This window comes from Bradyrhizobium sp. BEA-2-5 (genome assembly GCF_032918025.1).
Lineage (GTDB): Bacteria > Pseudomonadota > Alphaproteobacteria > Rhizobiales > Xanthobacteraceae > Bradyrhizobium > Bradyrhizobium pachyrhizi.
In genome coordinates, this window is sequence record NZ_CP136629.1 from 8,185,386 (window position 1) to 8,208,488 (window position 23,103).

Sequence of the window (23,103 nt, forward strand, 5' to 3'; positions counted from 1 at the left end):
GGTGCGCTGTCAGCGCGTCCCGAACGTGGTCTTGCCGAACAGCGCCTTCTGCGTCGAGGGCTGCGAGCGCCAATATTGCGGGGCCGCTTCGACCTCGCCGCCGAGCTCGGCGGCGGCGTGCCAGGGCCAGCGCGGGTCGTAGAGCATGCCGCGGGCGAGCGCGACCATGTCGGCCTTGCCGGATGCGACGATCTCTTCCGCCTGCTTTGCCTCCGTGATCAGACCGACGGCGATGGTGGTAACGCCGGTCGCCTCCTTGACCGCCAGCGCCGCGGGCACCTGGTAGCCGGGGCCGAGCGCGATCTTCTGCAGCGGCGAGACGCCGCCGGAGGAGGCATCGATCCAGTCGACGCCGCGCGTCTTCAGCGCTCTCGCGAACTCGATGGTCTGCGCCAGATCCCAGCCGCCCTCGACCCAGTCGGTCGACGACACCCGCATGCCGACCGGCTTGTCGGCGGGGAATGCCGCACGGACCGCGTCGAACACTTCCAGCGGATAGCGCATGCGGTTTTCCAGCGAACCGCCATAGCGATCGGTCCGCTTGTTGGAGATCGGCGACAGGAATTGATGCAGGAGATAGCCGTGCGCGCCGTGCACCTCGATCGCGTCGATGCCGAGCCGCGCGGCGCGCTTTGCCGACGCGACAAAAGCCTCGCGGATGCGCTTCAGGCCGGCGTCGTTGAGTGCCACCGGCGCGGCCTCGCCTTCCTTGTGCGGGACGTCAGATGGTCCGACCGTCTGCCAGCCGCCTTCGGCAATCGGGATCAACTGCCCGCCCTCCCAGGGGCGCTGGCTCGACGCCTTGCGGCCGGCATGGGCGAGCTGCATCGCGATCGCCGCTTTCGAATGCTTGCGCACCGAGGCCAGGATCGGCTTCAAGGCGGCCTCGCAGGCATCGCTGTAGAGCCCGAGGCAGCCCGGCGTGATGCGGCCGATCGCCTCCACATGCGTCGCCTCGATGCAGAACATCGCCGCGCCCGACAGGCTGAGATTGTTGATGTGGGTGAAGTGCCAATCGGTGGCGACGCCGTCATCGGCCGAATACTGGCACATCGGCGACACCACGATGCGGTTGGAGAGTTTCAGGTCGCGCAGTTCGATCGGGGAGAACAGGGAGCTCATGCGGCGGATATCCGGGATCGGGGAAAGGGCCCGGTTAAGATAGAGGCACCACGGCCGATCACCAACTGTCCGGAAGGCCGCGCAGGCCGGGGCGCAGATCAGCAATGCCCTGACGGCGTCCCTCGGGCCGGCGCCTCAGTCCACCAGCGTGAACTGCAGCAGCAGGTTGCGCTGGATCAGGGAGAAATTGTCGTCGGAGATCAGGGTCAGCACCGTTTCGCCGTCGGCGGTGACGTGGGCGTCGATGGCTTCCATGTTGTCGATCTCGTGGCCGAGATCGGCATTGAAGATCGCAGGGCCGTCGACCACGGCGCCGGGCGCGATCTCGGACAGCGCGAGACGGCGGATGCGGATGCCGACGCCGCCGAACCAGGAGAATTTCCGCTCCAGAATCAACAGACCGCCCGACGGCAGCAGGACCGCGTCGCTGATGTCGAAATTCTCGCTGCGGCGGACGCTGAACTGGCCCGGCGTCTTGCCGCCGACCAGGAAGGCGACCAGATTGCCGCTCGCATCGAGCCCGCGTTCCGAGAATGCGATCAGCGTACCCGCAAGCGGCTGGCCTTTCGGCACGAAGACGAGCCCCTCCAGCCCCTTGTTGTTGGGAAGCTTGCGTGCCGCCGGCGGCAGCGCAATCACCTCGCCGCGCGAGCGGGTAAAGCCCTTGGCGAAATCGAAGCGCAGCACCTGGTTGACCCGCTCGAGCCCGACATAGGCGAACGAGCCGTCGAGCGCGAGCGATTCCGAATCATACCAGCCGCGGGTCGCGGTGATCGGCCTGCCGTCGGCGCCGAGCAGCGGTGCCGCCTCGACATCGTCGAGCCTGACCATCTCCCGGCCGCGATAGACGATGCGACCGGTGAACCAGCTGCCCTGGTCGCTGACCGCGATGAAGCGTTCGCCCTTGGCATCGAGCCGTAGCGCGGAGAGGCCGCCGAAGCCGGAGAACGACGAGGTCAGGATCAGACCGCTGCGATATTCCAGCGCGCCGAACCGCGTGCGCGCGCGATCGCGGATGTCGAACGACGGCAGCAGCCGCGCGTTGACGTCGATCGAAACCGGTTCGTTGACCCGGTAGGGGCTCGGCCTCGCAGCCGGTCTCGGCGTTGCCGGCGGCTGGGTCGCGCTCTGCGCCTGCGCAAGACGCGGCAGGGCGGCGGCCGACAGCCCCGCCGCCATACCCTGGAGGAAACGGCGGCGGCTAGGGGGTGAGCGCATGTCTCACGAGTGGAGGCGGCGCCGGATGCCCGGCGCGGGCGCCGAGCCGTGAGTCTCGCTGAACAGCTCGGCGAGCTTCTCGGTGATGGCGCCGCCGAGCTCCTCGGCGTCCACGATCGTCACCGCGCGGCGATAGTAGCGCGTCACGTCATGACCGATGCCGATCGCGATCAGCTCGACCGGCGAGCGGGTCTCGATCTCCTCGATGATGTGGCGCAGGTGCCGCTCGAGATAATTGCCGGGATTGACCGACAGCGTGGAATCGTCGACCGGCGCGCCGTCCGAGATCATCATCAGGATCTTGCGCTGCTCGGGCCGGCCGAGCAGGCGCTTGTGCGCCCAGTCCAGCGCCTCGCCGTCGATGTTCTCCTTCAGCAGACCCTCGCGCATCATCAGGCCGAGATTCTTGCGCGCACGGCGCCAGGGCGCATCCGCCGACTTGTAGATGATGTGGCGGAGATCGTTGAGACGGCCGGGACTGGCCGGCTTGCCGGCGGCCAGCCAGGCCTCGCGCGATTGCCCGCCCTTCCAGGCGCGCGTGGTGAAGCCGAGGATCTCGACCTTGACGCCGCAACGCTCCAGCGTGCGCGCGAGAATGTCGGCGCAGGTCGCCGCGACCGTGATCGGGCGTCCGCGCATCGAGCCGGAATTGTCGAGCAGCAGCGTCACCACGGTGTCGCGGAACGTCGCCTCCTTCTCGTGCATGAAGGACAGCGGATGATAGGGATCGGTGACGACGCGCGACAGCCGCGCGGGATCGAGGATGCCCTCCTCGAGGTCGAACTCCCAGGCGCGGTTCTGCTGCGCCATCAGCTTGCGCTGCAGCCGGTTGGCGAGGCGGGCGACGATGCCCTGCAGATGCGCGAGCTGCTTGTCGAGATAGGCGCGCAGCCGCTCCAGCTCGTCATGGTCGCAGAGATCCTCGGCCGCGATCACCTCGTCGAACTTGGGCGCGAAGGCGTGATATTCCGGCCCGCGCGGCTCGTTCTTGCCGTGCGCGTTCGGACGCGTCGCCTCGCCGGGCGTCTCGTCGTCGCCGAGCTCGCCGTCGTCGAACGTATCCGAGGTCGAGGCCTGCGCGCTTTCCATCGCGCTCTCGCTCATCTCCTCCGAGGTCGCCTGCGCCTGGTCGGCGCTCATCTCCTGCGCGGCGTCGGAATCGGGCGAGCCTTCGGCGCCGGACTGGTCGTTGTCGCCGTCCCGGTTCTCGTCGTGGTCGTCGTCATCGTCCGAATCCATGTTGCGGTCGTCGCCGAGATCGAGCGCCGACAGCAGATCATGGACGAGGTCGCCGAACCTCGCCTGGTCCTCGGTGAAACGGCTGAGTTTGTCGAGCCGCTTGCCGATCTTGTCTTCGAGGATGGGCCGCCAGAGGTCGACCATCTTCTTCGCCGCCGCCGGCGGCGCGAGGCCGGTCAGGCGCTCGCGCACCAGCATCGCCAGCGCGTCGGCGAGCGGCGCATCGGCGCGGTCGGTGATCTCGTCGAACTTGCCGCGATGAAAATGATCGTCGAGCATCGCGGTGAGGTTCTTGGCAACGCCGGCCATGCGGCGCGCGCCGATCGCCTCGACGCGAGCCTGCTCGACCGCCTCGAACACGCCGCGCGCCTGCGGATTGCCGGGCATCAGCTTGCGATGAACTTTGGGATCGTGACAGGCGAGCTTGAGCGCGATGGAATCGGCATGGCCGCGCACGATCGCGGCATCGCGCCGGGTCATCTTCCGCGCGGGCTCGGGCAGCCGCGCCTTGCCCGGCGCAAGTCCCGGCCGCTCGGCCGCGAAGCTGACGTCGAGCTCCGGCGTCCTGGCGATCGCCTTGAGGCAGGAGGCGACCGAGCGCTTGAACGGCTCGGTCGGCGCTTCCTTGGATCCGGGACGGAATTTGATGTTGGAGGTTGTCATAGCGATTTCGTAAACCAATGGCGCGTTACGCCGCCGGGATACCCCTCAATCGAACCGAACTCTTTATATCCATTGGCGCGGTAGAAGCCCGGCGCCTGGAAGCTCATCGTATCCAGATAGGATCGCATCGCTCCGAAGCGCCGCGCCTCGTCCTCGATCGCCTTGATCAGCTTCGCGCCAAAGCCCTTGTTGCGAAACTTCTGCTCCATCCAGAACAACTGGATGAACAACACCGCGGTCCAGACCTCGCCGACGATGCCGCCGACAATCTTGTCATCTTGCCGCAGCGAGATGGCGAAGCGCTTGTACTTCTGCTTCCCCATCTTCTCGTTGTTGTAGTGGAGCAATCCGCCGAGCACCGCCTTCTTCGTCTGTGTGACTGTGCGCTCGACGGAGATTTTCGGCATGGACCAGCTCAGCGCCACGTTCACCGCCGATTCCGGCAGCTCCGCGTTGAAGCAGCGCTGGTAGAACTCGGCGACCAGGGGGCGTTCGAGCTCGTCGCACTTGTTGAGGAAGGTGACGCGGAACGAAAAGCCGATATCGCCGAAGATGTCGGCGTTCTCCGCCCAGGTGATCACCGTGCGCGGGCTCATCACCGTCGACAGGTCGCCGTTGGCGAAGGCGTTGCGGGTGAGGTCAGCGAGGCGCACCATCTTGTTGACGATGTCGCGGCCTTCCTGGGTGCGATAGTGCTTGGCCTTGGCCAGCACGATCTCCACTTCCTCGTCATGGCTGAGATAGTTCAGCGTGGTGACGATCGACCAGCGGTCCATCTGGCCCTGATTGATCTGCTGGGTGCCGTGATAGAGGCCCGAGGTGTCGCCGAGGCCCACCGTATTCGCTGTGGCGAAAAGCCGGAACGCCGGGTGCGGCTTGATCACCTTGTTCTGGTCGAGCAGCGTCAGGCGTCCCGAGACTTCCAGCACGCGCTGGATCACGAACATCACGTCCGGGCGGCCGGCGTCGTATTCGTCGAACACCAGCGCGACGTTGTGCTGCAGTGCCCAGGGCAGGATGCCGTCGCGGAATTCGGTGACCTGCTTGCCGTCGCGGACCACGATCGAATCCTTGCCGACGAGATCGATACGGCTGATGTGGCTGTCGAGGTTGACGCGCACGCAGGGCCAGTTCAGGCGGGCGGCGACCTGCTCGATATGGGTGGATTTGCCGGTGCCGTGATAGCCGGTCACCATGACACGGCGATTCTTGGCAAAGCCCGCGAGAATGGCGAGCGTGGTGGCACGGTCGAAGCGGTAATCGGCGTCGACTTCGGGCACGTGAGGATCGACTTCGGAATAGGCCGGCACTTCGAGATCGCTATCGATCCCGAACACCTGGCGAACCGACACTTTCATGTCGGGCAAGCCGACGACGGGTTCTTGTGTTTTGGTCTGGACGGCGGTCGTCATTCATCCTCCGAGGTCCCGGGCATTCCCGAAACCAGATTGATGGTTTGGCTGCGGATGGGGTGCTAGGCACAAGCCTAGCAGAGAGCAACGGCCGGCAGAAGCCCGCGGGCCAATCAAAGTTCCGTTGTCCTATCATGAAGATAGGTCCGGACGCCGGTTTTTGAAAGGCTGCCCTGCGAATCACGCCGCACTTTCGCCGCAGCGTGCGGACGCCCTGCCTGCCCGCGAGGCACTTTCCACCCCGGCAGGGAGTTGTTAGCTCTCCAATCCATATCACCGCCGCATGGGAATTTTGTGACTTCATTCCTTGACCCGTTCATCGCGTTCGTTTCGGCCCATGCCTGGCTCGCCTATCTGACGCTGTTTCTGGCCGCCCTGCTGGAAGCGGTTCCGGTGATCGGCTCCCTGGTGCCGGGTTCGACCATCATCCTGGCGCTAAGCGCGCTGGTGCCGGGCGGGGAACTGAAGCTGCTGCCGGTGCTCGCCGCGGCCGCCGCCGGCGCGATGCTCGGCGACGGCACCGCCTACCTGATCGGCCACCGCAGCCAGCGCGAGATCCTGTCGGCCTGGCCGCTTTCCAACTACCCCCGCGTAGTGGCGCAGAGTGAGGCGTTCTTCAATCGCTGGGGCGTGCTCGCGGTGTTCTTCGCCCGCTTCGTGCCGCCGGTTCGGGCCTTCGTCCCCGTGACCGCCGGCGCGCTCGGCATGGCGCCGGCCAAATTCTACGCGGTGAACATCCCGGCCATCCTGGCCTGGGCGCCCGCACATGTGCTGCCGGGCGTTCTCGCCGTCACCGCGCTGCACGACTATGCCGGCCTGCCGCATCATGGCCATGTCGGCAAGCATCTCTGGATGTTTGCGGTCGCGGGCGGCGCCGTAATCCTGGCGCTGGCCGTCTGGACCATCCGCCGCCGGCACGGCGGCAGCCTGATCGAACCGGCCAAGCCGGCCAAATAGCTAGAGGCTGTTGGTCGTTCCCGCCCGCCCCGGCGCCGGCCCGACATACCGCGCCCGCGGCCTGATCAGCTTGCCGAACTGCAATTGCTCGCTGGCGTGCGCGATCCAGCCGACGCTGCGCGCCATGGCGAACAGGGCGAGCTCGCTGCCCGCGGGCAGGCGCAGCGCGTGCACGAGGACTGCGAGCGCATAGTCGATGTTGACGAACTCGCCGGTGGCTTCCGCGATGCGCTCCGGCACCTCGCGGGTGAATTTGCGCGGCGCGCCGGCGCGCGTCAGCGCCTCGAGCAGCGAGATCGCCCGCGGATCGCCGCGCTTGTAGACGCCATGGCCGAAGCCGGCGAAACGCTCGCCGAGCGCGACGCGCTCGCGCACCACTGGCGCAACGTCATTGTCGAGCATCGTCTTGACGAGGCGCGAGGCGAGCACGCCGGCACCGCCATGCATCGGTCCCTTCAGCGCAACGAGACCCGCGATCACGGCGTCGTACAGATTGAGCCCGGTCGATGCCGCGCAGCGTGCGGTGAAGGTCGACGCGTTCAGTTCATGATCGGCGAGCAGCACCAACGCGCGGCGGATCAGGTCGGGCGCGTGCTTGTTGTCAGGCGTCCAAACCCGCGCCACCTGCTCGTGCAGCGGCTCGGCCGACGGCTCGGCATTGAGCATGGTCGCGACCAGCAGGCGCACGATGCGCGCGCCGACCAGCGCGCGGCCATCGGGCGCTCGGGTGAAGGCGCGGGGATCGGCACTGGCAGCCAGCGCCAGCACGGCCACCGTCCGATCGATCGGCTGGGCGCGGCGCGCGGCTTCGGCGATGGCGCGCATTTCGTCCGAGAGGTGCGGACAATTGTCCGGAGCGAACGGATCGACGCCGGAGACGTCCCAGAGCAGCGTCGCCGTGTGCTCCAGCGTGTCGCTTTCGGAAAGATCGACGCAATTGACGCCGCGATAGATCGCGCCCTCCTCGGTGATGGTCGAGATCTCCGTGTCCATCACCGGCAGGTCGGCATCGAAGCTGCGCAGCCCGCGCGGCTCCGGCGACGGTACGCGGCGCTCCTTCAGCGCCCGGACATCCTCAGCGCGGTAGCGGTTCTTGCGCGAGTCCGGCGTCGGCTCGGAGCGGATCAGGCCACGGCTGACATAAGCGTAGAGGGTGGCCGGGGAGATCGCGAGCTCGGCGGCGGCCTCCCGGGCAGAAAGGTACAGCCCATCGGAATTTTTCATATTGATTTACGTAATCAAGATTGATCAATCTGTCGAGAGGCCTGACCTTTCTCGCGTGAAAGGAGACAGGCCATGAACATTCATCTGACCAAGAGCCAAATCGGGCTGGACGGCGTCCCCGCGGCTGAAACCGTGCTGAGCCATGTCGACGGCGAGCGCGGCGAGCTGATCATCGCCGGCGAGCATGTCGGCAACCTCGCCGCCAAATTGAATTTCGAAGGCGTCACCGCCCGACTCTGGAACGGCGCCAGCAAGTCGCTGAGTGAAGCCAATGTCCGCGCCAGCCTCGGCGCCGCCCGCGAACGCGCGTTCGCCCGCCTGCCGGACCTGCTGCCTGCGACACGCGGCATGTCGATCGTCGACGGCTTCCGGGCCGCGATCGCGGGCCTCCGCGGCGAGAACCGGCTGGAGCATGAGGCGACCATCGTCGGCGCATTCCCGGTGATCGCAGGCGCACTGGTCCGCCGAGCCAGGGGCAGCGATCCGATCGCGCCGGACCCGAATGCCGGCCACGCCGCCGACACGCTGCGGATGCTGCTGGGCCGCAAGGTCGAGCCGCGCGAGGTCACCGCGCTCGATGCGTATCTCGTCACCGTCTGCGACCACGGCATGAATGCCTCGACCTTCACGACGCGCGTGGTGGCCTCGACGCAAGCCGATCTGTTCGCCGCCGTGACCGCGGGCTATTGCGCGCTCACCGGCCCCCTGCATGGCGGCGCACCGGAGCCGGTGCTGGAAATGCTGGATGCGATCGGCTCGCGTGAACGGATCAAGCCGTGGGTCGACGCGGCGCTGGCGCGCGGCGACCGGATGATGGGCTTCGGCCACCGCGTCTATCGCGTGCGCGACCCGCGCGCCGACGTCCTGAAGACCGCGATCGAGGCGCTGGCTTCCAACGGCGCCGACCTGCCCTTCGCCGGCGAGGTCGAGGCCTATATCCGCGCCGCGCTGCGCAAGAAGAATCCGGAGCGGCCGCTGGAGACGAATGTGGAGTTCTTCACTGCGATCCTGCTCGACGCGCTCGCGATTCCGCGCCAGGCCTTCACGCCGATCTTCGCCACCGCACGCGCTGCCGGCTGGACCGCGCACGCGCTTGAGCAGCGGCGCACCGGGCGCTTGATCCGGCCGAGCTCGTCCTATGTCGGGGCGATGCCGAAGGGGTGAATGAAACCGTAGCCCGGATGGAGCGCAGCGAAATCCGGGAACGGTGTAGCCGCGGATGGGAAGAGCCCCGGATTGCGCTGCGCTCTATCCGGGCTACAGAATTGCATCGTTGGACGACGGCGGAGCCACACACTCTGCCGTCGTCCCTGCCTAAAGCATGATCCGGAAAAGTGCGAAGCGGTTTTCCGGAAAGATCATGCGTAAACAACAACCTAAAGCGCGATGACGATTCATCCAAATGTCATCGCGCTTTAGTGCGCAATTGCGCACGGGAGCAGGGACCCATACGCCGCGGCCCATCTATGGGGCAGTCGGGCAGACATTTTGTACAAACGATAACGGCCGGTGGTTATGGGCCCCTGCTTTCGCAAGGGCGACGAGGACTAGAGAGCTCAGGCCTCCCGCACGACCGTCTTCAGATAATTATACGCCTTGATGATCTCGATCAGGCGGTCCTCGGTGGAGCGGTCGCCGCCATTGGCGTCGGGGTGGTGCTGCTTCACCAGCGCCTTGTACTTGGCCTTGACGTCGGCGAGCGTCGCACCGGGGCCGAGGCCCATGACCTGGAGCGCCTTGCGCTCGGCGTTCATCACCTTGCGCGTTTCGGCCTTGGGCTCCGCGCCGCCCGGTCCGGGGCGCCAGCGGCCGCGGCCGTTGAGCTCGGAGAACACGTGGAACGGATCGGAGGCGGCATCGAGACCGCTCTCGCCCTTCTTGCCGTTATTGGCGCCCATCTTCCAGGTCGGACGGTGGCCGGTCAGCGCATCCTTCTGGTAGCGCGCGACGGCGTCGGCGTTCATGCCGGAAAAGAAATTGTAGTTCTGGTTGTACTCGCGCACGTGGTCCAGGCAGAAGTGCCAGTATTCGCGCTAATTCTCGCGGCCTTTCGGGGCGCGATGCGCGCCCTTGTTCTGGCAACCCGCCCACTCGCAGGTCACAGCCTGCTCGCCGGCCTGCGCCTGGCGCTTCGCACTGACCTTGGTCGGCTTGACGCGGATGGAGTCGAAGAACTTTGATGAATCGATCGGCATGGCTGACTTTGACTACGCAATGCAAAAACCTTCAAGTCTTGACATTGCGCGGACCTCGTTTCCCGCTTGCACCATTGACGAAAAGCTGTCGCGAACCTAACTCCGCCGCCATGAGCACCAAAGACACTATCAGCAACAAGTTGCAGGAAGCTTTCACGCCGGAAAGCCTGCGGGTCGTCGACGAGTCACACTTGCATGAGGGCCACGCCGGCCATCAGCCGGGCGGTGAGACGCACTTTCGCGTCTATATCGTGTCTGCCGCCTTCAAAGGGAAGAGCCGGGTCGACCGCCATCGCATGATAAATTCGGCGCTGGCGCAGGAACTCGCCGGCTCGGTGCACGCGCTGGCGATCCACGCCCACGGCCCCGGGGAAAAGCCGCGCTAGTTCGCGCTTGCCTCAAGACGAAGCGGCGGTTTTCCGTTATGAGAACAGGATGGACCTGCTCCTGCTCCCTGCGTGAGCAGGTGAAACTACGGATTGCACCGCCACGCATGATATGGGGCCATTGATGATCCCTTGCTGGCCACGTTTCCGGTCGATCGTCACCGCCGCCGGCCTGCTCCTGATCTGCGCGATGCGGCCGGCCTTGGCGCTGGACATGCCGAGCCCGTTCGTCCAGGAGGTGCTGATCAAGAGCATCCTGGTCTCGCTCAACGATGCGGTGGCCGCGAACAATTTCACCGTGTTCCACGCCAAGATCTCAAAGCCGTTCCGCGACCAGTTTCCGCCCGACAAGCTCAAGACCATCTTCAAGGATCTGGTCGACAAGCATGCGGTGTTCGACGCCGTGGTTGCCAAGCCGATCGTTCTCGACGAGGACGCCAAGATCGACGACAAGGGCGTGCTGCGGCTGAAGGGGCATTTCGACACCACGCCCAAGCAGGTGAAGTATCAGCTCGGCTTCATCCCCTCCGACGGCGCCTGGAAGCTGTCGGGTATCTCGATCGATATCGAGTAGGCCTACGTCACCTGATCCGTCATTCCGAGGAGCGCGCAGCGCGTCTCGAAGGATGCACGGCCCGGCCGGTGGCCGTCGACCCTTCGAGGCTCGCTCCGCTCGCACCTCAGGGTGACGGTGGTGGATTTGCGCTTGCCGCAGAGCGTTAGAATGCCGTCCCCGCCCGCTTCGGCTTCTTCTCCTCCAGCTCGGTCTCGCGCGGGACGGCGACGATGCGGAGCGCGGTGATGCGGTTGCGCTCGCGGCGGAGGACGCGGAAGCGGAAGCCGTGGAAGGTAAAACTCTGGCCGCGGTCGGGGATCGAGCGCGCTTCGTGAATGACGAGGCCGGCGACCGTCGTTGCCTCTTCATCGGGCAGGTGCCAGTCCAGCGCGCGGTTGAGATCGCGGATCGGCACGGAGCCGTCGACCACGACGGAGCCGTCGGGCTGACGGCGCACGCCGGTGACCACCACGTCGTGCTCGTCGGAGATATCGCCGACGATCTCCTCCAGAATGTCTTCCAGCGTCACGAGGCCTTCGACCTCGCCATACTCGTCGACGACGAGCGCGAAATGGGTCTTGCGACGGCGGAACGCCTTGAGCTGCTGGGATATCGGCCGCATTTCCGGCACGAACCAGGGCGGCAGCGCGATCGCCGAGGCATCGATCGCGGACATGTCGCCCTCGTTGGCGCGCATCGCGCGCAGCAGGTCCTTGGCGTGGAGCACGCCGACGATGTTCTCCGGCTTCTCCCGCCACAGCGGGATGCGGGTGTATTCGCTCGCCAGCACCTCGCGCACCAGTTCCTCGGGCGGCAGGTCGGCGTTGACCATGGTCATCTCGGTGCGATGGACCATGACGTCGGAGACCTGCAGCTCGCTGAGATCCAGCAAGCCGCCGAGCATGTCGCGGTCCTGCTTCTCGACCTTGCCCTCGTGATGCAACAGATCGACCGCGCCGCGCAGACGTTCGGTCGGCGACAGCACCGCCTGGTGCGCCCCGACCTTGATGCCGAGCAGCTTCATCAGCGCCAGCACGATGGTCTCGATCACGGTGAGCAGCGGCCCCAGCACGAGGATCGTCAGCCGCATCGGCCGCGCGACCAAAAGCGAGATGCGGTCGGGTGCGTTGATCGCGATGGTCTTGGGCAGCACCTCGGCGAACACCACGACCATCACGGTCATGACCGCGGTGGCATAGAGCACGCCGACGTCGCCGAACCAGGCGGTGAACACGCCGGTCGCCAGCGCCGAGGCGCCGATATTGGCGATGTTGTTGCCGAGCAGCAGCGCGCCGATCATGCGCTCGCGCATGTTGACCAGCTTGGAGACCACGCCTGCATCGGTGTTGCCCTGCTTCGACAGCCGCAGCATGCTGGCGCGCGAGGCGCCGGTCAGCGCTGTCTCACTCGCTGCGAAAAACGCCGAGATGAACAGGCAGAGCAGCACGATCGAGAAGGTGAACCATCCCACTGAACTGATCCGTGGCTAGAGCATGATCCGGAAAAGTGTGCAGCGGTTTTCCGGAAAGATCATGCTCAAATCAAAAAGACAGAGCGGGATGACGATCCGAAGGAGAGGCATCCCGGTCTAGGCCTTCAGCTTGGCTTGCAGGAAGTCGCGCACCGGCTGCGGCTCGACGTCCTTGGCGATCACCGCGCGTCCCACGGCCTCCAGCAGGATGAAAGTGAGCTTGCCGCGCTTGACCTTCTTGTCCTGCGCCATCAGCGCCATCAGCGCATCGGCATCGGCAAGTCCTTCCTGCGCAAAACCGGCGATGTCCTGCAGGCGGGTCGGCAATCCGACCGCGGACAGATGACGCGCGATGCGCCCCGCATCGTCGGACGAAATCATGCCGAGCCCGGCCGAGAACTGCGCCGCCAGCGTCATGCCGATCGCGACGCCCTCGCCGTGGAACAGACGGTCGGAGAAGCCGGTCGCCGCTTCCAGCGCATGACCGAAGGTGTGGCCGAGATTGAGCAGCGCGCGCTCGCCGGTCTCGCGCTCGTCGCGCGAGACGACGCCCGCCTTGGCGCGGCACGAGGTCGCGATCGCGTGCTCGCGCGCCGAGCCGCCCTTGAAGATGTCGGAATGGTTCTTTTCCAACCAGGTGAAGAAGGCCTCGTCGCCGAGCACGCCGTATTTGGCGACCTCGGCATAGCCGGCGCGGAACTGGCGCGGCGACAGCGTGTCGAGCACGGCGGTGTCGGCGATGACCAGCACCGGCTGGTGGAAGGCCCCTAACAGGTTCTTGCCCTGCGGCGAGTTGATGCCGGTCTTGCCGCCGACGGATGAATCGACCTGCGCCAGGAGCGAGGTCGGCACCTGCACGAAATCGACGCCGCGGCGCAGGATCGCCGCGGCAAAGCCGGCGAGATCGCCGACGACGCCGCCGCCGAGCGCGATGACGAGATCGTTGCGCTCGATCCTGGCGGCGATCAGGGCTTCGCTGACCTCGGTCAGCGTGGCATAGCTCTTCGAGCCCTCGCCCTCCTCGACCACGATCCGCGACGTCGGCACGCCGGCGGCTGCGAGCGACGCCTCGGTGGGCTCGAGCCAGTATTTCGCGACGGTGCGGTCGGTCACGATGGCCGTGCGCACGCCCGGCCGCAGGGCTGCGACCCGTTCTCCAAGCGAAGACAGCACGCCGCGGCCGATGACGATGTCGTAGGCGCGGTCGCCGAGCGCGACGTCGACGGTAACGGAGGCAGAATGTTTCAAGGGCGCAGTCATGAGGTCGCGTTCAATCCATCAGATGGTGGCTCGTCGGCCGGACGCGCACCGCACAGATGCGCATGTAGGGCCTCGATGCACTCCTCGACGATCCGGTCGTGCGGCACGTCGCGCGAGGCAATCGTCAAATCGGCGGTGCGGTAGACCGGCTCGCGCTCGCTGAGCAGGCGGTTGACGGTCGCCTCCGGGTCGGGGGTGTGCAACAGCGGACGATCGGCGCGGCGGCGCACCCGGCGCATGATGATATCACTGTCGGCCTTGAGCCAGATGGAGATCGCGCGGTCGCGGATCCGGTTGCGGGTCTCCTCGCGCATGAAGGCGCCGCCGCCGGTCGCCAGCACGACCGGGCCATTGCCGAGGATGCGGGCGATCACCCGCGCCTCACCGTCGCGGAAATACGGCTCGCCCTTGCTCTCGAATATCTCCGGGATCGTCATGTCCGCCGCCGCCTCGATCTCGGTGTCGGCATCGGTGAACGGCAGCTTGAGTCGCGCCGCCAACCGCCGGCCGATGGTGGACTTGCCCACCCCCATCATGCCGACCAGCACGATCGACCGCGTCCCCAGCGCAGCCGCGATGTCGGCCTCCAGGGTCGGATGGGTGGGCGCCGGTACGGCTGCGTCGGACATCAAAAAGCTCGGATATTGGGACGAATTGTTCAGAATTCGAGCCACCTATACTACCCCCGGCGACACCCTTACCAGCGACTCTTGCAACCGCGCGGCGAACATGTTGGATGATTTCATTGGTTAATTTGCCGCCCGAGTCGCCTCGATGCCCAGCCTGTTCCGCTTCCTGACGGTCGTCGCCGTGATCGCCGGCATCGTCTATGGCGTGGTCTTCGCTCTGGCCAACTTCGTCAATCCCAAGCCGCGGGAAATGACGGTAACGATCCCGCCGGATAAATTTCTCAAGAAATAGGCGCTAGGATTCCGGCATGCCCGCTGCTGCCAAAAATCCCGCCAAGACCCTCACCAAGCCCTCCGACGCCAAACTGACCGCGTTGTTCCTCGACATGCTCGCGGCGGAACAGGGCGCGGGGCCCAATACGCTCGACGCCTATCGCCGCGACCTCACCGACTTCTCCGACTACCTCGCCCATGCCGGCGCCGATTTCACCAGCGCCGACACCGAGACGCTGCGCGACTATCTCGCCGATCTCGACATCCGCGGCTTCAAGTCCACCAGCGTCGCCCGCCGCCTGTCGGCAATGCGGCATCTCTACCGCTTCCTCCTCAATGAGCGCATCCGCGGCGACGATCCGGCCGCGATCCTGTCCGGCCCCAAGCGCGGCCGCGGCCTGCCGAAGGTGCTGTCGATCGCGGATGTCGACCGCATGCTGACCCGGGCCAAGGAGCTGACCCAGACCGACGTCTCGCCGGCGAAGCGGCAGCGCGCTCTCAGGCTCTATTGCCTGCTCGAGGTGCTCTACGCCACGGGCCTGCGCGTCTCCGAACTGGTGGCGCTGCCGCGCTCGGCGGCCAAGCGCGACGCCCGCATGATCGTGGTGCGCGGCAAGGGCAACAAGGAACGGCTGGTGCCGCTCAACGAGGCCTCGCGGCAGGCGATGGCGGATTACCTTGCCGCGACGGAGGTGATGCAGCCGAAGGCAAAGAAAGCCGCACCCTCGAAATGGCTATTCCCCTCCTTCGGCGAGAGCGGACATCTGACGCGGCAGCATTTCGCCCGCGACCTCAAGGAGCTCGCGGTCGCCTCCGGGCTGCAGGCCCGGCTGGTCTCCCCGCACGTGCTGCGCCACGCCTTCGCCAGCCACCTCCTGCACAACGGCGCCGATCTGCGCATCGTGCAGACCCTGCTCGGCCATACCGACATCTCCACGACGCAGATCTACACCCATGTGGTCGAGGAGCGGCTGAAGAGCCTGGTGCGCGACCTGCACCCGCTGGCCGAGAAGTGCTAGGGATCCGTAGCCCGGATGGAGCGCAGCAAAATCCGGGAATGGTATTTCCGCCGATATCGCTCCCCGGATTGCGCTTCGCTCGATCCGGGCTACGAGCAATCCGCCTTGACTTCCGCTTCGTCTCCGCAGAAAGAGCGTCACCTGCTTGCGATCCCGAAGCGTGCATTCCACCCAGATGCGCGTTAACCGTTTGAAGTTACAAAGCTTCTCTTTCCGACGCCGAAACCGCTTCGCCCCTCGCACCGTTCCTCCCTATATTGAGTTGATGCAAGACCAGATGCGCAGCTATCTCGACTTCGAAAAGCCCGTCGCCGAGCTCGACTCCAAGGTCGATGAATTGCGGGCGCTCGCAGCGTCCGGCACCGACATCAGCGACGAGATCGGGCGGATCGAGGACAAGGCGGCGCAGGCGCTGGCCGACCTCTATCAGAACCTGACGCCGTGGCAGAAGACGCTGGTCGCGCGGCATCCGCAGCGGCCGCATTTCAACGACTTCATCAAGGGCCTGATCACCGAATTCACCCCGCTCGCCGGCGACCGCAAGTTCGGCGAGGACGAGGCGCTGGTCGCCGGCTTCGGCCGCTTCCGCGGCGAGCCGATCTGCGTGATGGGCCAGGAAAAGGGCGATTCCACCGAGAGCCGTATCAGGCACAATTTCGGCATGGCGCGGCCGGAAGGCTATCGCAAATGCGTGCGGCTGATGGAGATGGCCGAGCGGTTCGGCTTGCCGGTGCTGTCGCTCGCCGATTCCGCGGGCGCCTATCCCGGCATCGGCGCCGAGGAGCGCGGCCAGGCCGAGGCGATCGCGCGCTCGACCGACGCCTGCCTGGCGCTGACCGTGCCGAACGTCGCCATCATCACCGGCGAGGGCATGTCGGGCGGCGCCATCGCCATCACCACCGCCAACAAGGTCCTGATGCTGGAGCACGCGATCTACAGCGTGATCTCGCCGGAGGCGGCGTCCTCCATCCTCTGGCGCGACGGCACCAAGGCGCAGGAAGCCGCCAACAACATGAAGATCACCGCCCAGGATATGCTCCGCTTCGGCGTGATCGACCAGATCCTGAAGGAGCCGGTCGGCGGCGCCCATCGCGACCCCGCGGCCATGATCGCCACGACGGGCGAGGCCATCGCCCAGGCGCTCAACGACCTACGAAATCTTGATCCGGACGCGATTCGCAAACAGCGGCGCCAGAAATTCCTCGATATCGGCCGCAAGCTCGGCTGAGGCGCCCAAACCGCCCGATTTTTCGTCCAAACCGGGCAATTTTGCCGTAATTGGGCCCCGAGCCGGGTCTTTAACATTCCTTGAACCATGCCTGCTACCGTGAGGGCTGTCCGCCCCGGTTCAGGTTGCGAGCAGGGGTCGTCGAAGGCTAATATTTTACACAATGGCTTCAGGGCATATTCGCCGTGTTGGGGTCGCGAAAATCGCCCGGTGGGTGTGGAGCTCGGACTTGACTCATCGCACGCTCGTACGCGCGCTTCTGACCTCGGCGGTGCTCGCCGCAGGCGTCATGCTCGCCGGTTGTGACAGCGACCAGGTCTCGCTCGCGACCAACGCCAAGGCCAACCAGCCGGTGCCGCCGAAGCTGATCGCCGCGATGGCCGAGAAGGACATGGACCTGCAATCGCCGATCCTGGTCCGCCTGTTCAAGCAGGAGGCCGAGCTCGAGATCTGGAAGCAGACCCGCTCAGGCAAGTTCGCGCTGCTCAAGACCTATCCGATCTGCCGCTGGTCCGGCGACCTCGGCCCCAAGGTGCGCGAAGGCGACCGCCAGGCGCCGGAGGGATTCTACTCGATCAATCCGAGCCAGATGAATCCGCAGTCGGCCTATTACCTCTCCTTCAACACGGGCTATCCGAACGCGTTCGACAAGGCCTTGGGGCGCACCGGCTCGCAGCTGATGGTGCATGGCGACTGCTCGTCGCGCGGCTGCTACGCGATGACGGACGAGCAGATCGCGGAGATCTATTCGTTGGGGCGCGAATCCTTCTTCGGCGGCCAGAAGGCGTTCCAGCTGCAGGCCTATCCGTTCAAGATGACGCCGGTGAACATGGCCAGGCACCGGAACAATCCGAACATGCCGTTCTGGAAGATGATCAAGGAAGGCTATGATCATTTCGAGGTGACGCGGCAGGAGCCGAGGGTCGATTTCTGCGAAAGGAAATACGTGTTCGACGCGGCGAAGCCGGCGGACGCCAAGCGCGACCTGGTGTTCGACGCCTCGGCAAAATGCCCGGCCTATGTGATCCCCGAGGAGATCGCGAGCGCCGTGCACGAGAAGGAGCAGAAGGAAGCCGCCGAGACCGCCAAGCTGGTATCCAAGGGTACGCCCGTTGCGCGCCTCAACACCGGCATCGACGGCGGCATGAACGCGATCTTCGCCTCGAAGATTCCGGAAGGAAACACCGGCCTCTCCGAAGGCGGCGACAGCCAGGCGCTGGCGTCGATGTCGCTGGCGCGCGCGCCCGGCACGATCCCCGGTACGGTCAATCCGCCGAAGCCCAATCTTGCGGTCCAGCAGGACGAGCCGGTCGTGGCGACGACGTCGTCCACCGCATCGTCGGCCAGCACCCGCGTTGCCTCGGCGAACGCGTCCGACAAATCCGCCTCTGACAAATCCACCTCCGACAAGTCCACCTCTGACAAGTCCGAAGGCTTCTTCTCCAGCTTTGCCCGCAAGGTCGGCATCGGCGGCACCGCCGACGCCAGCAAGACGACCGCGCCGGCTCCGGCCGCTGCTGCCCCGGCCAAGCCGAAGGTCGCCGAGGCCAAGCCGCAGTCGGTGGTTCGCGTCGCCCCCAAGGCTGAGCCGAAGCAGGCCGCCAAGCCGGCACCGAAGCCGGCAGTGACCACCGCAGCGGCCGCCGCACCGGCCCCGTCGTCGTCGACCCAACTCGCCGGCTCCGCGCCCGTCGTGCAGACCAATTCGTTCGACACCCGCTTCTCGGCGGTGAAGTAGCAAGCGCGGCACGCACGCGCCGCCGGTCGTTTGCGATAGACATTTCAAGAAGCACACGGTGTCGTCCCTGCGAAAGCAGGGGCCCATACGCCGCGCTTGTGGTGTGAACCGGATTCGTCGTTCCGACGTCGCACAACAATCAGCATTTGTGGTTATGGGTCCCTGCTTTCGCAGGGACGACAGTGAGTCTATTGCGCCGCCGTCGCAAATATTGTCGTCGTCCTGGCGAAAGCCAGGAGGTAGATTCACATTCGAAGTGCAACACTTGAGCAAAGGCCTCGGCAGGCGTGCGGTAGTCAAGGCATTTGCGCGGGGTGTTGTTGTAGGCGGCGATGAACTGGCGGAATCTGGCGGTCGAGAGGGTTACGAGATCGGTCTTGCGGGGAATAAAGCGGCGCATCCTGCCGATAGCGTTCTCGATGCCGCCCTTCTGCCAGGGGGCGTGGGGATCGCAGAAGAAGGTCTCGATCGAGAGGCGGTGCAGCGCCAGGTGACCGGCGAACTCGGTGCCGTTGTCGAAGGTCACGGTCTGGCGCAGCTCCTGTGGCAGGGTCGCGAAGAAGCCCACGAGATGGCGGGCGACACCGCGCGCGACCTTGCTGGCAAGGCGGATGCCGAGCAGCAGACGCGAGGTGCGCTCGTGCACGGTCAGCACGGCCTGACCGTATTTCGAGAACATCATCAGGTCGGCCTCCCAGTGTCCGGGCACGCTGCGGTCGGCCACTTCGATCGGCCGATTTGCCAAGGAAACACGGCCTTCGATGAAGCTTGCGGGGCTGCCGCCCCTCTTGCCGCGGCGGCCGCGCTTGCTCTTGGCGCGCGGCAGATAGCGCCGCCAGTTGAAATCCGTGGTGCGCCTGAGTTGGGCATAGATGAAGCGGTAGATGGTCTCGTGCGAGATCACCTTGCGCCCGGACTCGCGGGCCAGCCGGCCGGCGACCTGCTCGGGCGACCAGCCCCGGCGAAGGCGTTCCAACACCGCGCGGCGCAGGCCGGGCTCCCGTTCGAGGCGTCCGCCCGTCCAGCGCCGCGCTCGCATCTGGTGCTGGGCATAGTTTGGCTTGTAGCCGACCTGGCTCCCCCGATTGCGCCTCAGTTCCCGAGAGACCGTTGATGGCGAGCGATCCAGAGCTGCCGCGATTTGCCGGACCGAGCTGCCATTGGCCGATAGGCAGGCAATCTCGCATCGGTCGTCCAGAGAGAGCTGCTTGTAAGTCCGCCCCATGGCAACACCTCCTCAAGGAAGTGTTGCACTTCGTTTGCGAACTCAGGGGACCCATAACCACAGAACTTGATCGTGAATGGGATCGTGGCCCCAGCGTCGCGCGATAACTCTCATTTGGGGTAATGGGTCCTGGCTTTCGCCAGGACGACACTGAATGTGTGGCGCGGTCTGTGAGTCACACCACAACGTTCTCGCGACATGATTTGCCCGAGCTAACCGCCACGCTCCATCACGGATGCCCGTTCGCAGGCGACCGTTACATTCCGTGGCTTTCGAAAACCTTCTTGCAGCTCCGGCTCAGGCTGGCTCGCTTCATCTGAAGACAGTTCTGCACGGCACCGTCATTGCCGAGGTCCTTCCGGCAGAAGCGCTGTGCATCGCGCGTGCACGCGCTCTGTTCCGATGGCGTACCGGAATGCTGCGCCAACGCGGCACCGCTGCTCATCACGGCAGCCGCAACAAGAGCTGCAATCGAAATATTGCGCATTGTGACTTCCTCCCGCGGCCTAACGGGCAGCCGGGGCGCTTCGTTCCTTTGGGAACCCGGATTCCACCCTACTTCGGCTGCGGGTCCTCAAGCCCCTTGCCGGGATCTTCCAGATGCCCGGTGCGCGCGAGGTCGACGGCGGCGCCGAGCGCCAGCGCGACATTGCGCACCTGTTCCTGGAAGGCCTTGTCCTCGTCGAGATCGCGATGCGAGGTGGCGTATGGCTCCATGTAGCCGACATAGCCGTCGAGCTCGGCGAAGCGCCCCGCCGAGATCAGCTGCATGTCGGTGAGCCAGTCCGCAAGGAAGCGGCGGCAGGTTTCCGCGCCGACGCTGTCGCCGTGGACCACGATGCCGAAATGCCGGCCGCGCAGATGCCTGGGATAGGGCCAGCCCTTCAGCTCCATCGCCTTGGCTTCGGTGGCGTTCTTGCCGTGGGTCGAGGTCGGATCGGGATTGCCGCCGTCGGCGCAGACCATGCGGTCCATCATCGCCTTGAGCCCGGCTGGCACGTGATACCAGTGCACCGGCGTCACGATCAGGATGCCGTGGGCGGCAACCCAGAGCGGATAGATCTCGTTCATCCAGTCGCCGGTCTGGCCCAGTGAATGGTTCGGATAGCAGCTGCACGGCCAGTGGCAGAGCGGCATGGCGGTGCCGACGCAGGCCTTGCAGGGATGAATCTCCCTGCCGAACTCGGACGTCAGCCGCGACAGATCGAGCACATCGACCGCGAGGCCCATCTCGCGGAAGGCGCGCTCGGCGATCTCGACCATGCGCCAGCTCTTGGACATCTCGCCGGGACAGGTGTGTTCGCTGCGCGCCGAGCCGTTGATCAGCAGGATATGCGGCGTTTCGTTGGGATCGTCGTGCCTGCGCTGCGCTTCATCGATGGCATCGCGCGCGGACAGCCAATCGACCGCGAGATCATATTCGGGATCGGCAAAGCCGGGGCCGGCCTTGCGGGTGACCGGCGCCTTGCGCGAATGACGATAGGCGTCCCAGGCGCCGGCGATGATCGTCGCGAGCTCCGTCTGCATGGATTGAAAGACCGGATCGGCAAACCGCTTGCGGTAGCGCCGTTCGAACTCCTCGCGCGAAAGCTTGACCGGCGGCATCCCCTTGCGAACGTCCGGCTCCGTCATCGACACCTCTCCCTGACTACAATCCATCGCCCGCCGTGCATCCCGGTTGGCGCGCGAAGCCTTGGCGCGAAGCCTTGGGGTGAAACCTTCGGATCGGGTCGAGACGGGCAGAAGTTCAAGACCATCGATCTGCATTTGGTTCCTTGCATGCCCCGTTAGGACCCATGCCGCGGCTGGCGCGTTGGATGGGAACCTGACCATGGATACGACAGCCAGAGTTCGAGCACGCCGCCATCGAGGCGCCCCCTTCCCGATCACCATTCGCCCGACCGCGGCGGACGCCATCATCGCGCGTGCGATCGCCCGCAACACCGCTCCTGCGCCGGAAGAGATCGCCCGCACACTGACCTGGGGCGCTGACGAAAAGGTCCTGCTTGTGCTCGCCGCCGCCGGCTGGCTTACCTCACGCGGGCGCGGCGCCTCGCTCGAGCGCGCCGGCAATCACGCGCTGCTGGTGACGGTCGCAGCATCGCTGCTGCCACATGGCCTGAAATTGCTGTTCAATCAGACCCGCCCGGATCGCCTGACCGTGGCCGGCCATGCCAACGGCATCCCGATCTCGGGCAAGCGCGACGACGCCTTTCCATCAGGGCACGCGCTGCATATGGGCGCGCTGGCGTCGGCGGCCGCGACATTGCCCGCCGGCGCGCGGTGCGCAATCCAGACAGTCGCGGTCGGCCTTTCGCTGACGCGCGTTGTGGTGCTCGCACACTGGACGAGCGACGTGATCGCGGGATTCGGCCTCGGAGCGATTCTCGAGCGGCTGCTGCGATTGTGGACCGGTTATCCCGGTGACGATCCGCCGCGGGGCAAGGCGCGATGACCGAATATGTCATCCGATTTCTGCTGGGCGGGGCCGTGGTGTCGGCCTTCGCGATGCTGGGCGACCTGCTGCGCCCGAAGAGCTTCGCCGGCCTATTCGGCGCGGCGCCGTCGGTCGCGCTCGCGACCCTCGGCATCGCCGTGTACCAGCACGGCGCCGACTACGCCGGCCTGCAGAGCCGCGCGATGATGGCCGGCGCCGTTGCGCTGGCCATCTATAGCTTCGCGGTCTGCCAACTGCTGATTCGCGCGAAGCTGCGCGCCGCCCCCGCCACGTTGCTGGCGCTGATCGTCTGGCTGGCGATCGTGTTCGGCTTGCTGGGCGTTGCCGGAGGACAGGCGTGACACCGGTCCGCGTCTCACTGTCCGCGCTCAGGGAAAGCCGCTGGACCGAATATCTGATCCGCTTCGTGCTCGGCGGCGGCGCCACCGTCCTGACCGGCCTGATCAGCAGCACTTGCGGCGCCTATGTCGGCGGCGCCTTTCTTGCACTCCCCGTCATCCTTTGCGCCAGCGCGACCCTGATCGAGAAGCATGAAATCCGCCGCAAGCGGAACGCCGGCCTCGACGGCACGTGGCGCGGGCAGCAGGCCGCGGCGCTGGATGCCGCAGGCGCGGCGCTCGGCGCGTTCGGCATGCTGGCATTTGCCATCGTCTTCGCGCTGACGGTGGACCGCAGCGTCCCGGCCGCCTTCATCGCCGCAGCGCTGGCCTGGTTGATCTGCTCGGTCGCCGCCTGGTATGTACGTCGCGAGATGCGATCGGTGCGGCGGACGCGGACGCCGGGAGACGGCGTGATCGGGCGGAAGGCCGACCGCCTGCCGCATTGAAGTT

22 protein-coding genes and 2 pseudogenes are annotated in these 23,103 nt (G+C 65.9%); 11 read left to right on the forward strand and 13 right to left on the reverse strand.

What is annotated here, in order from left to right:
• Positions 1–9: 9 nt before the first annotated feature.
• The 5 genes and pseudogenes from RX327_RS38175 to cobS all read right to left on the reverse strand — a co-directional run.
• Positions 10–1,122, reverse strand: coding sequence for an NADH:flavin oxidoreductase/NADH oxidase (locus RX327_RS38175; protein ID WP_317248960.1), 1,113 nt, complete (start codon positions 1,120–1,122; stop codon positions 10–12).
• A 135-nt stretch (positions 1,123–1,257) separates the two neighbouring features.
• Positions 1,258–2,340 carry an esterase-like activity of phytase family protein gene (locus RX327_RS38180; RefSeq protein WP_317248961.1) on the reverse strand — a complete coding sequence of 361 codons (1,083 nt, stop codon included), beginning with the start codon at positions 2,338–2,340 and terminating at the stop codon, positions 1,258–1,260.
• 3 nt (positions 2,341–2,343) lie between these two features.
• Positions 2,344–4,242, reverse strand: coding sequence for a cobaltochelatase subunit CobT (cobT, locus tag RX327_RS38185; protein WP_317248962.1), 1,899 nt, complete (start codon positions 4,240–4,242; stop codon positions 2,344–2,346).
• On the reverse strand, positions 4,239–4,649 hold the full coding sequence (locus tag RX327_RS38190; protein ID WP_050383207.1) for a GNAT family N-acetyltransferase: 411 nt from the start codon (positions 4,647–4,649) through the stop codon (positions 4,239–4,241). Before RX327_RS38190 ends, cobT begins: the two co-directional genes overlap by 4 nt.
• A gap of 6 nt (positions 4,650–4,655) precedes the next feature.
• Positions 4,656–5,654: pseudogene (gene cobS, locus RX327_RS38195) on the reverse strand (cobaltochelatase subunit CobS); the annotation flags it as partial.
• A 294-nt stretch (positions 5,655–5,948) separates the two neighbouring features.
• On the opposite strand from cobS, the gene RX327_RS38200 reads away from it, so the two are divergent.
• Positions 5,949–6,611: a DedA family protein gene (locus tag RX327_RS38200; RefSeq protein WP_317248963.1), complete on the forward strand. Its 663-nt coding sequence runs from the start codon at positions 5,949–5,951 to the stop codon at positions 6,609–6,611.
• On the opposite strand, the gene RX327_RS38205 is transcribed toward RX327_RS38200, so the two are convergent.
• The gene (locus tag RX327_RS38205) at positions 6,612–7,835 is read right to left on the reverse strand and encodes a citrate synthase family protein (RefSeq protein WP_317248964.1); all 1,224 of its coding nucleotides are present in this window, start codon (positions 7,833–7,835) and stop codon (positions 6,612–6,614) included.
• Between the two features lie 72 nt (positions 7,836–7,907).
• Here RX327_RS38205 and RX327_RS38210 point away from each other — a divergent pair, with 72 nt between their 5' ends.
• A complete protein-coding gene (locus RX327_RS38210) occupies positions 7,908–8,999 on the forward strand; it encodes a citrate synthase/methylcitrate synthase (RefSeq protein ID WP_317248965.1) in 1,092 nt (363 codons plus the stop codon).
• 392 nt (positions 9,000–9,391) lie between these two features.
• Here RX327_RS38210 and RX327_RS38215 read toward each other — a convergent pair.
• A pseudogene (locus tag RX327_RS38215) lies at positions 9,392–10,030 on the reverse strand (J domain-containing protein).
• Positions 10,031–10,140: 110 nt separating this feature from the next.
• Between RX327_RS38215 and RX327_RS38220 the strand changes: the two are divergent.
• Both RX327_RS38220 and RX327_RS38225 read left to right on the forward strand, forming a co-directional pair.
• Complete coding sequence (locus RX327_RS38220; RefSeq protein WP_317251417.1) at positions 10,141–10,416, forward strand: BolA family protein; 276 nt, start codon at positions 10,141–10,143, stop codon at positions 10,414–10,416.
• Between the two features lie 124 nt (positions 10,417–10,540).
• Entirely contained in the window at positions 10,541–10,990 is a 450-nt protein-coding gene (locus tag RX327_RS38225) for a hypothetical protein (RefSeq protein WP_050383205.1), read from the forward strand.
• 145 nt (positions 10,991–11,135) lie between these two features.
• On the opposite strand, the gene RX327_RS38230 is transcribed toward RX327_RS38225, so the two are convergent.
• The 3 genes from RX327_RS38230 to RX327_RS38240 form a co-directional block, all read right to left on the reverse strand.
• Positions 11,136–12,443 carry an HlyC/CorC family transporter gene (locus RX327_RS38230; protein WP_317248966.1) on the reverse strand — a complete coding sequence of 436 codons (1,308 nt, stop codon included), beginning with the start codon at positions 12,441–12,443 and terminating at the stop codon, positions 11,136–11,138.
• Between the two features lie 117 nt (positions 12,444–12,560).
• Positions 12,561–13,703, reverse strand: coding sequence for a 3-dehydroquinate synthase (gene aroB / locus RX327_RS38235; RefSeq protein WP_317248967.1), 1,143 nt, complete (start codon positions 13,701–13,703; stop codon positions 12,561–12,563).
• Positions 13,700–14,332, reverse strand: a complete 633-nt coding sequence (locus tag RX327_RS38240; RefSeq protein ID WP_317248968.1) for a shikimate kinase — start codon at positions 14,330–14,332, stop codon at positions 13,700–13,702. The genes aroB and RX327_RS38240 overlap by 4 nt, the downstream gene beginning before the upstream one ends.
• A 145-nt stretch (positions 14,333–14,477) precedes the next feature.
• Between RX327_RS38240 and RX327_RS38245 the strand changes: the two genes are divergently transcribed.
• The 4 genes from RX327_RS38245 to RX327_RS38260 all read left to right on the forward strand — a co-directional run bounded on the left by RX327_RS38245 (position 14,478) and on the right by RX327_RS38260 (position 18,590).
• Positions 14,478–14,624 carry a hypothetical protein gene (locus RX327_RS38245; protein ID WP_035669499.1) on the forward strand — a complete coding sequence of 49 codons (147 nt, stop codon included), beginning with the start codon at positions 14,478–14,480 and terminating at the stop codon, positions 14,622–14,624.
• 16 nt (positions 14,625–14,640) lie between these two features.
• On the forward strand, positions 14,641–15,624 hold the full coding sequence (gene xerD, locus RX327_RS38250; protein ID WP_317248969.1) for a site-specific tyrosine recombinase XerD: 984 nt from the start codon (positions 14,641–14,643) through the stop codon (positions 15,622–15,624).
• Positions 15,625–15,889: 265 nt separating this feature from the next.
• Positions 15,890–16,852: an acetyl-CoA carboxylase carboxyltransferase subunit alpha gene (locus RX327_RS38255; RefSeq protein ID WP_317248970.1), complete on the forward strand. Its 963-nt coding sequence runs from the start codon at positions 15,890–15,892 to the stop codon at positions 16,850–16,852.
• Positions 16,853–17,081: 229 nt separating this feature from the next.
• Positions 17,082–18,590, forward strand: coding sequence for a murein L,D-transpeptidase family protein (locus tag RX327_RS38260; RefSeq protein ID WP_317248971.1), 1,509 nt, complete (start codon positions 17,082–17,084; stop codon positions 18,588–18,590).
• A gap of 139 nt (positions 18,591–18,729) precedes the next feature.
• On the opposite strand, the gene RX327_RS38265 is transcribed toward RX327_RS38260, so the two are convergent.
• The 3 genes from RX327_RS38265 to RX327_RS38275 form a co-directional block, all read right to left on the reverse strand.
• Positions 18,730–19,815 carry an IS30 family transposase gene (locus tag RX327_RS38265; RefSeq protein WP_317248972.1) on the reverse strand — a complete coding sequence of 362 codons (1,086 nt, stop codon included), beginning with the start codon at positions 19,813–19,815 and terminating at the stop codon, positions 18,730–18,732.
• A 256-nt stretch (positions 19,816–20,071) separates the two neighbouring features.
• The gene (locus tag RX327_RS38270; RefSeq protein WP_082190618.1) at positions 20,072–20,302 is read right to left on the reverse strand and encodes a hypothetical protein; all 231 of its coding nucleotides are present in this window, start codon (positions 20,300–20,302) and stop codon (positions 20,072–20,074) included.
• A 68-nt stretch (positions 20,303–20,370) separates the two neighbouring features.
• The gene (locus tag RX327_RS38275) at positions 20,371–21,447 is read right to left on the reverse strand and encodes a flavodoxin family protein (RefSeq protein ID WP_317248973.1); all 1,077 of its coding nucleotides are present in this window, start codon (positions 21,445–21,447) and stop codon (positions 20,371–20,373) included.
• Positions 21,448–21,646: 199 nt separating this feature from the next.
• Here RX327_RS38275 and RX327_RS38280 point away from each other — a divergent pair, with 199 nt between their 5' ends.
• From RX327_RS38280 to RX327_RS38290, 3 genes are read left to right on the forward strand one after another with little or no spacing between them, the layout of a single operon-like run.
• Entirely contained in the window at positions 21,647–22,270 is a 624-nt protein-coding gene (locus tag RX327_RS38280) for a phosphatase PAP2 family protein (protein ID WP_050385019.1), read from the forward strand.
• Positions 22,267–22,614, forward strand: a complete 348-nt coding sequence (locus RX327_RS38285; RefSeq protein ID WP_028337300.1) for a DUF3147 family protein — start codon at positions 22,267–22,269, stop codon at positions 22,612–22,614. The genes RX327_RS38280 and RX327_RS38285 overlap by 4 nt, the downstream gene beginning before the upstream one ends.
• Positions 22,611–23,099, forward strand: a complete 489-nt coding sequence (locus tag RX327_RS38290) for a hypothetical protein (RefSeq protein WP_050385020.1) — start codon at positions 22,611–22,613, stop codon at positions 23,097–23,099. The genes RX327_RS38285 and RX327_RS38290 overlap by 4 nt, the downstream gene beginning before the upstream one ends.
• The last annotated feature ends 4 nt before the right edge of the window (positions 23,100–23,103 follow it).

What these genes read in the sequence shown, in the direction of transcription:
- RX327_RS38175 (WP_317248960.1), bottom strand. Translation starts at nt 1,122, where the DNA reads ATGAGCTCCCTGTTCTCCCCGATCGAACTGCGCGACCTGAAACTCTCC.
- RX327_RS38180 (WP_317248961.1), bottom strand. Translation starts at nt 2,340, where the DNA reads ATGCGCTCACCCCCTAGCCGCCGCCGTTTCCTCCAGGGTATGGCGGCG.
- cobT (WP_317248962.1), bottom strand. Translation starts at nt 4,242, where the DNA reads ATGACAACCTCCAACATCAAATTCCGTCCCGGATCCAAGGAAGCGCCG.
- RX327_RS38190 (WP_050383207.1), bottom strand. Translation starts at nt 4,649, where the DNA reads ATGCCGAAAATCTCCGTCGAGCGCACAGTCACACAGACGAAGAAGGCG.
- RX327_RS38205 (WP_317248964.1), bottom strand. Translation starts at nt 7,835, where the DNA reads ATGAAAAATTCCGATGGGCTGTACCTTTCTGCCCGGGAGGCCGCCGCC.
- RX327_RS38210 (WP_317248965.1), top strand. Translation starts at nt 7,908, where the DNA reads ATGAACATTCATCTGACCAAGAGCCAAATCGGGCTGGACGGCGTCCCC.
- RX327_RS38220 (WP_317251417.1), top strand. Translation starts at nt 10,141, where the DNA reads ATGAGCACCAAAGACACTATCAGCAACAAGTTGCAGGAAGCTTTCACG.
- RX327_RS38225 (WP_050383205.1), top strand. Translation starts at nt 10,541, where the DNA reads ATGATCCCTTGCTGGCCACGTTTCCGGTCGATCGTCACCGCCGCCGGC.
- aroB (WP_317248967.1), bottom strand. Translation starts at nt 13,703, where the DNA reads ATGACTGCGCCCTTGAAACATTCTGCCTCCGTTACCGTCGACGTCGCG.
- RX327_RS38240 (WP_317248968.1), bottom strand. Translation starts at nt 14,332, where the DNA reads ATGTCCGACGCAGCCGTACCGGCGCCCACCCATCCGACCCTGGAGGCC.
- RX327_RS38245 (WP_035669499.1), top strand. Translation starts at nt 14,478, where the DNA reads ATGCCCAGCCTGTTCCGCTTCCTGACGGTCGTCGCCGTGATCGCCGGC.
- xerD (WP_317248969.1), top strand. Translation starts at nt 14,641, where the DNA reads ATGCCCGCTGCTGCCAAAAATCCCGCCAAGACCCTCACCAAGCCCTCC.
- RX327_RS38255 (WP_317248970.1), top strand. Translation starts at nt 15,890, where the DNA reads ATGCAAGACCAGATGCGCAGCTATCTCGACTTCGAAAAGCCCGTCGCC.
- RX327_RS38265 (WP_317248972.1), bottom strand. Translation starts at nt 19,815, where the DNA reads ATGGGGCGGACTTACAAGCAGCTCTCTCTGGACGACCGATGCGAGATT.
- RX327_RS38270 (WP_082190618.1), bottom strand. Translation starts at nt 20,302, where the DNA reads ATGCGCAATATTTCGATTGCAGCTCTTGTTGCGGCTGCCGTGATGAGC.
- RX327_RS38275 (WP_317248973.1), bottom strand. Translation starts at nt 21,447, where the DNA reads ATGACGGAGCCGGACGTTCGCAAGGGGATGCCGCCGGTCAAGCTTTCG.
- RX327_RS38280 (WP_050385019.1), top strand. Translation starts at nt 21,647, where the DNA reads ATGGATACGACAGCCAGAGTTCGAGCACGCCGCCATCGAGGCGCCCCC.
- RX327_RS38285 (WP_028337300.1), top strand. Translation starts at nt 22,267, where the DNA reads ATGACCGAATATGTCATCCGATTTCTGCTGGGCGGGGCCGTGGTGTCG.